This is a genomic window from bacterium, from assembly GCA_035308905.1.
Taxonomy (GTDB): domain Bacteria; phylum Sysuimicrobiota; class Sysuimicrobiia; order Sysuimicrobiales; family Segetimicrobiaceae; genus DASSJF01.
In genome coordinates this window covers 1-8,922 of sequence record DATGFS010000058.1, presented here as the reverse complement: position 1 = coordinate 8,922, position 8,922 = coordinate 1, and the positions used below count along the sequence as shown (strand labels likewise).

The window sequence follows — 8,922 nt, the reverse complement described above, 5'->3', positions numbered from 1 at the left end:
GATATCTGGCTGGTCAGCTTTATGGACTATGACTTGGGCTACTTTGATCTCGAGACGCGCGTGCTCGAACCGCTCGACAATCCGTTTGGGCCGAAAGTGTTACCTATGTCTTAGGTACGAAGTGTTACCCATGTCTCCGGGCTGGACCAACATTGGTCTGGTGGGCCCTCGTGGACTCGAACCACGGACCTCACCCTTATCAGGGGTGCGCTCTCACCACCTGAGCTAAGGGCCCACGGTACGTTCCTAGTATAGGGACGGTGCCGGGGAGCGTCAATCGAGAGCGCGCTGCGAGTGCCGCGCTCGGCGTCAATCCCACTCCGGGAAAAAGTACATCCCCACCATGATAGCGATCCCGACGAGCGCGATCGCGATGGGGTTGCCAACGAAGTACGGAAACACCGTCAGCACGATGCCGCCGAGTATCATGCCGATTCGGTTCGTCTTTCGTCCATAGACAAACGCGGCCATGCCGATCAGGCTGAAGATGCCGCCGAGCACGAGGACCGCGGGGTTGAAATTGAACATCGCCAGCACTATATACCCGTGTGAACCGCCCCGGCTGACGTTACGCGGTCAGCCGCACCTTCGCGAACCGCCGGCGGCCGACGCGGACGATCAACCCGTCGCGCACCGGCACGTCGACGTCTTTGGCGGCGCGGGTTTCATCGAGCGTCACGCCCCCCTGATCGATCAGCCGGCGCGCCTCGCTGTTGGACGGCGCGAGCCGGAGCGCCACAAGCAGATGGGAGAGCCGCATCGTGCCGTTCTGAGCCTGGGCCCGCTTGAGCGCGACCTCGGGAATCTCTTCCGGCCGCTCGTGCTCCCGGAAGACCCGGGTAAACTCCGCGGCCGCGGCGTCCGCGGCCGCTTCGCCCCAGTGGCGCGCCGTAATCGCGTGCGCGAGGCGCTGCTTAACGTCCCGGGGGTGCGCCGTGGCGGTCCGCAGCGCGGCTTCGAGCGCCCGGATCTCTTCGAGCGGCACCAGCGTGCAGTACTCGAAGTACGGTACCATCAGGTCGTCGGCGAGCGACATCACCTTCGCGTACATCTCGTTCGGCGGCTCGGTGATGCCGATCGCGTTGCCGAGGCTCTTGCTCATCTTCTGGACGCCGTCGAGTCCCGGGAGGAGCGGGGTCAGCACCACCACTTGGGGCTCCTGCCCCATCTCCCGCTGCAGCTCGCGGCCCATCAGGTTGTTGAACTTTTGGTCGGTGCCGCCGAGCTCGACGTCCGCCTGAATCGCCACCGAATCGTACGCCTGGCAGAGCGGGTAGAGCAGCTCGTGCAGGTGGATCGGCAGATGCTCGCGGAAGCGCTTCGCGAAATCGTCGCGCTCGAGCAGCCGGTGCACCGTCGCGCGCCCGGCGAGCTTGATCACGTCCTCGAACGTCATCGGCGCCAGCCACTCGCTGTTGAACACGAGGCGCGCGCGGCCGGGGTCGAGAATCCGGCTGTACTGCTCCCGGTAGGTGGCGGCGTTCCGCTCGACGTCCTCGCGGCTGAGCTGCGGCCGCGTCTCGGACTTGCCGGACGGATCGCCGATCAGCCCGGTGAAGTCCCCGATCACGAGAATCGCCTCGTGGCCGAGGTCCTGGAACTGCCGGAGCTTCTGCAAGACTACGGCGTTCCCGAGGTGGATGTCGGGCGCGGTCGGATCGATGCCGAGCTTCACGCGGAGCGGCCGCCGCTGCTCGAGCTTGGCCAGCAGCGCGTCCTCGCTGATGATCTCGACCGTGCCCCGGCCGAGAAGGGCGAGCTGCTCGCGTGGACTGGGCGGGTTCACGGCGGGATTATAGCATCGCTCAGTCAGCGCCGTGCGGATCGGAGCCGGGCGCGCAGCGCGGATGCCAGGGATCGAGAAACTCCGAAGTCTCGACCTGGAGCGTCACGTGCGACAGCCCGAACCGGTCCCGCAGCATCATGCCGAGCCTCGTGAGGATCTCCTGGGTGTCGACGCCGTCGTCCACGCGTACGTGGGCGCTCACCGCCCCGATGCCGCTCGTGAGCGACCAGATGTGCAGGTCGTGCACCTCGCACACTCCGGGCGCGGCGGCGATCGCCTGGTGGACCTCGAGGAGGGAGATGCCGTGCGGAGTCCCTTCCATGAGGATCCGCACCGCTTCGTGAAGCAGCGGCCAGGACCCAACGACCAGCAGTACCGCGATGCCGAGGCTGACGATCGGGTCCGCCGCTGTCCAGCGCGTGACGAGAATGACCAGGCCCGCGGCGATCGTGCCGACGGCCGCCGCGGCATCCGCCAGCACGTGGGCGAGCGCCGTGCGCACGTTCAGGTTCTCACCGTGCGACCGCACGAGCAGCGCGCTCGCCGCCAAGTTGCCCGCGAGCCCGAGCACGGCCACCCCGAGCATCCCCGGCGCCGCCACGGGGTGCGGCGTGCCCAGACGCGCGACGGCTTCGTGCCCGATCGCCAGCGCGATCGCCCAGAGCGCGACGACGTTCGTCACCGCGGCCAGAATCTCGGCGCGCCGGTACCCGTACGACATCTCCGCGGTCGCCGGGCGGCTCGCGAACCACGCCGCCAGCACGCCGAGGCCGAGGCTGCCCACGTCGACGAGCAGATGCCCCGCGTCCGCGAGCAGCGCGAGGCTGCCGGTCCACCACCCGCCCACGGCTTCCACGATCATCAGCGCGAAGATCACGCCGAGCGCGCCCAACAGCGCGGCGCTTGGCCGCACGGGCTGAACCGCGCCGTGACGATGGTACGCGTGCGCGCTGGTCACGGTCATCGCTCGCCAAGCCTCACGATCGTGGCCCCGCTGCCTCCCTCGCCCTCGCCGCCGAGGCGGAATGAGGTGGCGTGCGGATGATGCGCGAGAAAGTCGTGCAGCGCGCGGCGCAGCGTGCCCGTGCCCTTGCCGTGAATCACGGTCACGAACGGCAGGCCGGCGAGCGCCGCCTCGTCGAGATATTTGTCCAACGCGAGGGTCGCCTCGTCGACCGTCATACCGCGCAGATGAATGCTGGCCGGCACGGCCGCCGCGCCGAGCCCGGCACCCTCGACAGGCCGGCGGCCCGCGGCGTCCGCCTCGCCCCGCCCGTACGGAGATGTCCCATCGTCCGGGCCCGCGGCCGTCCCCTCCTGCCGTAAGTCGTCGAGGGGCACGCGCACCTTCACCGCGCCGACCTGGACTTCGACCTCGCCGCGGGCGTCCGCCTCCGCCTGCACGATGCCCGGCCGGCCGAGCGACGCGACGAGCACGCGGTCGCCCGGCCGCACCGAGTCGACGGGAGCGCCGGGCGGGGCCGGCGCGGCCTCGGCGTAGGTCTCCGCGGCCCGGCCCAGCGCGCGCAGGTGCGCGCGCAGCCGGGCCGCCGCCTGTGGTGACCGTTCGGCGCGCAGCGCCTCTGTCAGCACCCCGAGCTCCCGGCGGCCCGCGCGGATCACCGCGTCGAGCTCGTCGCGCGTCCGCGCGAGGCTGCGCCGGCGCTCCTCCGCGGCGCGGCGGCGCTCGTCCTCGAGATCCGCCCGGAGCCGCGCGATCTCCAGCCGGTCGCGCCCTGCGGCGTCGCGCTCCGCGCCGAGCGCCACCCGCTCCTCCTCGACCCGCTGGATCACGCGGCTGAGGTCCTCCTGCTCCTGCGACAGATAGCCCCGCGCCCGCTCCACGATCGCGGGGTCGAGGCCGAGACGGGACGCGATCGCCAGGGCGTTGCTGCGGCCCGGCGTGCCGATCAGCAGGCGGTACGTCGGACGCAGCGTCTCTTCGTCGAACTCCACCGAGGCGTTCTCGATGCCGGCGTGCGTGAACGCGAGCGCCTTCAGCTCGCTGTAGTGCGTCGTCACCGCGGTGCAGACGCCCCGCTCGTGCAGGATCTCGATGAGAGCGCGCGCAAGCGCGGTGCCCTCCACGGGATCGGTTCCCGCGCCGACCTCATCGAGCAGCACGAGCGCCGTCCCGGGCTCGCGCGGAATCGTCGCGAGGAGACGCAGGATCTCCACGATCGCCGTGAGGTGCGAGGAGAACGTGGAAAGGTTCTGCTCGATGCTCTGCTCGTCGCCGATGTCGGCGAAGACGCCGGCGAAGACCGCGACCTCGCTCTCCGGCGCCGCCGGGACGTGCAGCCCGGCCTGCGCCATCAGCGTGAGCAGACCGAGGGTACGCAGCGTTACGGTCTTGCCGCCCGTGTTCGGGCCGGTGATCACGAGCGTGCGGAAGTCGCGGCCGAGCCGCAGGTCGATCGGCACCACGGTCCCGGTCAGCAGCGGGTGGCGGGCGCCCCGCAGATCCACGTGGCCGGCGGCGTTGAGGCGCGGCGGCGACGCGTTCATGCGCTGGCTCAGCGCGGCCGACGCCGCGGCGAGATCGAGCGCGCCGAGGGCATCGAGCGTGTCGCCGATCGGTTCCGAGGCGGCTCCGACCGAGGCGCTCAAGGCGGCGAGGATGCGCGCGATCTCCACGTCCTCCGCCGCGGCCAGTTCACGCACGCGGTTGCCGAGCGGCACGATCGTGAGCGGCTCCATGAACACCGTCACGCCGCTCGCGGACTGATCGTGCGCGATCCCGGGGAATTGTTCGCGAAACTCGCTGCGCACCGGGACGACGTAGCGGTCGCCGCGGATCGTGATCAGCGGCTCCCGGAGCATGCGCTGCACGGCGGGCGTGCGCAGCACGTGGTCGAGCTGCTGGCGCAGCCGCGCGTCGGCCAGATACCGCTCCCGCCGGATCTTGGCCAGCTCGGGGCTGGCCTGGTCCGTGATCGAGCCGTCGTCCGCGATCGCGGTGCCGATCGACGACTCGAGCTCCGTGAAGATGGTGAGCCCGCCGGCCTGCTCGGCGAGGCCCGGCGCATCCGCCGCGTGCGCGGTGAGGAATCCTTTGAGCGCGCGGCCCACCCCAAGCGTGTCCCGAATCTCGAGCAGTTCGAGCGCCCCCAGCGACCCGCCGATCGCGGCGCGGTGCACCGGTTCGCGGACATCGCGGATCCCCCGGACGGGCAGGCCCCCCGCCCCGTCGCCCAGCGCGCGCGCCTCCGTGGTCAGCTGCTGCCGGCGCGCCGCCTCGTCGAGCCACGGCGACGGCTCGAGGGCAAGCGCCCGTTCGCGTCCGAGCGGCGAGACGCACAGCGCGGCCAGCCGCTCGAGCACCGCGGGGAACCCGAGAACTCGAAACGCGCGGGGGGTCATGGCGCGGCGGCCGGATCGGCGGCCGGTGCCGCCGCCGCCGCGCCGCCGCTGCCGGTCAGCAGCGCGAGGCACGCCGGGGCGATGTCTGTGATCGCGCGCAGCCGGTCGCGGATCGCGTCGCGCGCCGCCCCGACGAGCAGCGCCGGGACGGGATTCGTCGTGTGCGCGCGGGAACGGGCGTCTTCCACATTGCCGTGGTCGCTTGTCAGGATGACGAGCGTGGTCGACAGGTCCAGGTGCGCCAGCGCGCCGCCCAGGAACCGGTCGAGACGCTCCACGATCTCAACCGAGCCCTCGATCCGTCCGTGGCCGGCGAGGTCCGTCTGGAAGAACTCGAAGATCGTAAACGCATGCGCGCGCACGATGCCGGCGAGGTTCGCGCCCGCCTCTTCCGGCGCAATCACCGGAACCTCGGCGCCCAGTTCGCGCGCGCGCGCGTTTGTCAGATCCTGGTAGACGGCGCGGCCCGCCGCGAGATCGTCCACGGTGCGCAGGCGCACTCCGGCCTGCAGCGCGTGCAGCGTGATGGCGCCGTAGCGCAGCCGCCTCGCGGCCACCGCCTCGAAGTACGCGGGCGTGTACGCGTTGGCGAGGGCGACCTGGACGCCCCGGCGCCGCAGCGCGCCCATCATCCCGTCCGAGGCGAGGAGCGCCGCCAGCGACGGCGTGGGATACGCGGTGAGGTGACGGCCGATGTGCGCCGGCGCGTTTCGGCCGGTCAGCAGCGCCGTCTGGCCCGTGGCGCTCTGCGGCAGCCCGGGCACGCCGAGACAGGCGTCGAGCGGAACGAGCGACGCCGCCGGCGTCTCGCGCGGCGCCGGCCCGGCGAGCGGGCCGCCGGCGAGCCGGCGCAGCACGGTCGTGGACGCCCGGACGACGGGATTGACCGCCGGATCGTCCTCCCCGAGGCCGAGGCCGTCGACGAAGAGCAGCAGAATGCAAAGTCCCGGCACGCTTTCATCATACCGCAGTGCCGGCCGGCTCCGCGGCCGGCCATCATGTAATCCAACCGGCGCGGGCGGGCTCGGCGGCCGTCAGGGCGCGGCGAACTTGGCGAGCAGGCCGGCGGCCGCCCCGCCGAGGACCAGCCACGCCGAGTTGACGCGGTACCGAATCAGCAGCACCGCCGCCGCCACGGCGAGCGTGAGCGTCACCAGATCGACGACGCTGGTCACGCCGAGCTGCCACGCCACCGCGGCCATGAGCCCGAGGGCGGCGGCGTTCGCGCCGTCCAGGAAGGCCGCGGTCCATGGGGAGGCGCGCAGCCGTGGGACGAGCGGATAGACAACCGCGACGAACACGAACGACGGCAGAAAGATACCGGCCGTCGCCACGATGGCGCCGGTCCACCGGCCGGTCAGGTAGCCGATGAACGTGGCGGTGGTGAAGACCGGGCCGGGCGTGAATTGCCCGACCGCGACCGCATCGAGGAGCTGACGGTCCGTCAGCCACCCAAGCCGCCGGACGAAGTCGTCGCGCAGGAACGCGAGCAGGACGTAGCCGCTGCCGTAGAGGGTCGCGCCGATCTTCAGAAACGTCAGAAACAGCGTCGCGAGGCTGAAGCCGCCCGCGGCCGCCGGCGCCACCGCGCCCGGATCGACGGGCACCGCCGGGACGAGCAGCAGCGCGCGCCCCGGCAACACCCGCCGGCGGAGCGGCAGCCGGGATCGGTTCTCGATCACCATGACGAGCACCGCCAGTCCGAACAACGGCACCAGCGGGTTGAGCCCCAGAAAATACAGCGCCATGGCGAGGACAACCACGAGACCGAGCCGCCACGTTTTCACCGCCGTACGCAGCAGGCCGTAGATCGCCTGGACGATCACCGCGATGATGACGGGCTTGATCCCGTACAGCAGCGCGGCCACTTGGGGCAGCGAGCCATAGCGTACGTAGGCCCAGGCGAACGCGAGCACCAGGAGCATCGCCGGCAGGATGAAGAGCCCGCCGGCCAGGACGAGGCCGACTCGTCCCGCCCGCGCGTAGCCGAGATAGATCGCGAGTTCCGTGGAGGTGGGCCCCGGGATCAGGTTGCTCGCCCCGAGCAGGTCGAGGAACTGCTGCTCGGTCATCCATTTCCGCCGCGCCACGACCTCCTGCCGCATGAGGGCGATGTGCGCGGCGGGACCGCCGAAGGCGATCCAGCCCAGTTTGAGAAAGAGGGCCGCGACTTCCCGAATCGCCGAGGGCCGCCCTCCGGACGGTGCGCTCACGATGTCCGTGTGCTTCGGTGCGGGCGGCGCCGAGACCGCCCGGCCCCCCGCGGCCCGGCGGTGTCAGTCGGTCGCTGCGGCGGCCTCCAGCGCGACGTCCCCTTCCGATCCGTCAACCGGGCGCAGGTGGTGGTGCGGGAGGAAGAACCGGTTCGCGATCCACGTCGGCACGACGGCGCTCGCAATGACGGTGGCCACGAGGAACGAGTACTGCGACTGCGTGATGATCCGGTGCGAGAGTCCGTACAACGATGAGATCGTGCCGAACGTGAGGCCGGTCGACATCAGAAGCGTCGTGTACATCGCGTCGTGTCTTGGATACCGTTGGGCCATCGTGACCGGGAAGATCCCCACGAACTTGCTCACCGCCTTCGCGAAGAAGAGCGCGGCGAACGTCCCGAGCCCGGCCGCGATCACCGGGACCTGCACGAACGACCCGGCCCGCAGGAAGTAAAACGGCGTCAGCAGGCCGAGCGTCAGCGTCCTGAGGCGCCGGATCAGTTCCGCGTCGCGGCCGACCGTTCCGGCGAGCACCATGCCGATCAGGTACGCGGGCAGCACGGCTTCCGAGCCCGACCACGCCGCGAGCCACCCCAGGCCGAACAGGGCAAACAGGAGGAACTTGGCCTCGAACTCGGACGTCCGTCCGCCGTGATGGCGGAACAGATGCTCCGTCGTCCACAGCAGCGCGAACAGCGCGGCCAGGGTCCCGAGCGAGAAGGCGCCCGTCTTCCAGGTGAACGGGGCGAACAGGAGGCCGAGCGCGATCACGGTGCCGAGGTCATTGATGAAGCACGCCGCGAGGATGACTTTGCCGAACGGGGTCTTGTTGAGGCCCAGTTCCAAGAGTACGGCGTAGACGACCGCCACGGACGTCGTCGACAGCGCCACGCCGGCGAGCCACGCGGCGCGAGGATCCCAGCCGAGCACCGCCCGGGCCACCCACGCGGCGCCGAGAAACGGCGCCACGAAGCCGATCAGGCCAAGCACCGTGGTTTCCTTCCAGGTCTTGCGAAACGCGACCGGGTCGAGCTCCGCGCCGGCAAGGAACGTGAGAATGACCGCGCCGGCTCCGGCGAGAAAGGTGATCCACCCCTCCCCCGCGCCCATCGCCGCGGCCCCCCACCGGGCCGTGATGACCCAGGAGGCGCCGACGCCGATCACAATCTCGGTCAGCGCGACGGACACCCCCAGCCACGTCGCGCACAGCGTTGCGACCAATGCGAGCCCGATCCAGAGTGCGCCCAGCAGCCACATGTGATCCATGTGCGTGTCCCTTCCCGGGGGGCAACGGAAAAGCTCCCACCCCGCGTGAGGTAGGAGCTATCAGCCGGCGGTCGGAAGGAACGCGGGCGGTTGTCAGGCGAGCTCCATCGCCGGCGCCAATTATACGGGCCGCCGTCGCGGATCGTCAACCGCCTGTACTGGTCCAGTAGATCCGACTACACCAGCCTCCAAATTCATCGCTGAGCCGCCTGCCATTGAGCGAGGTACTCGTTCGGAGTGAGGTAACCGAGCGCCTGGTGCGGCCGGACGTTGTTGTAGGTCTCCTCCCAGCGC

General features: G+C 70.7%; 7 protein-coding genes, 1 tRNA gene and 1 riboswitch. All 8 genes read right to left on the bottom strand.

Annotated elements, in window-relative coordinates; genetic code table 11:
• Positions 1-158: 158 nt before the first annotated feature.
• Positions 159-235: transfer RNA gene (locus VKT83_16485), tRNA-Ile, on the bottom strand.
• A 74-nt stretch (positions 236-309) separates the two neighbouring features.
• Positions 310-537, bottom strand: a complete 228-nt coding sequence (locus VKT83_16480; protein HLY24064.1) for a hypothetical protein — start codon at positions 535-537, stop codon at positions 310-312.
• A 31-nt stretch (positions 538-568) separates the two neighbouring features.
• Positions 569-1,786, bottom strand: a complete 1,218-nt coding sequence (gene tyrS, locus VKT83_16475; GenBank protein HLY24063.1) for a tyrosine--tRNA ligase — start codon at positions 1,784-1,786, stop codon at positions 569-571.
• Positions 1,787-1,805: 19 nt separating this feature from the next.
• Positions 1,806-2,750, bottom strand: coding sequence for a cation diffusion facilitator family transporter (locus tag VKT83_16470; protein ID HLY24062.1), 945 nt, complete (start codon positions 2,748-2,750; stop codon positions 1,806-1,808).
• Positions 2,747-5,149: an endonuclease MutS2 gene (locus VKT83_16465; protein HLY24061.1), complete on the bottom strand. Its 2,403-nt coding sequence runs from the start codon at positions 5,147-5,149 to the stop codon at positions 2,747-2,749. Before VKT83_16465 ends, VKT83_16470 begins: the two co-directional genes overlap by 4 nt.
• Positions 5,146-6,102 carry a metalloenzyme gene (locus tag VKT83_16460; GenBank protein HLY24060.1) on the bottom strand — a complete coding sequence of 319 codons (957 nt, stop codon included), beginning with the start codon at positions 6,100-6,102 and terminating at the stop codon, positions 5,146-5,148. Before VKT83_16460 ends, VKT83_16465 begins: the two co-directional genes overlap by 4 nt.
• Before the next feature lie 81 nt (positions 6,103-6,183).
• Complete coding sequence (chrA, locus tag VKT83_16455) at positions 6,184-7,362, bottom strand: chromate efflux transporter (GenBank protein ID HLY24059.1); 1,179 nt, start codon at positions 7,360-7,362, stop codon at positions 6,184-6,186.
• Positions 7,363-7,425: 63 nt separating this feature from the next.
• Complete coding sequence (locus VKT83_16450) at positions 7,426-8,628, bottom strand: cation:proton antiporter (GenBank protein ID HLY24058.1); 1,203 nt, start codon at positions 8,626-8,628, stop codon at positions 7,426-7,428.
• A 44-nt stretch (positions 8,629-8,672) separates the two neighbouring features.
• A riboswitch (Fluoride riboswitch) is annotated at positions 8,673-8,749 on the bottom strand.
• Between the last annotated feature and the right edge of the window lie 173 nt (positions 8,750-8,922).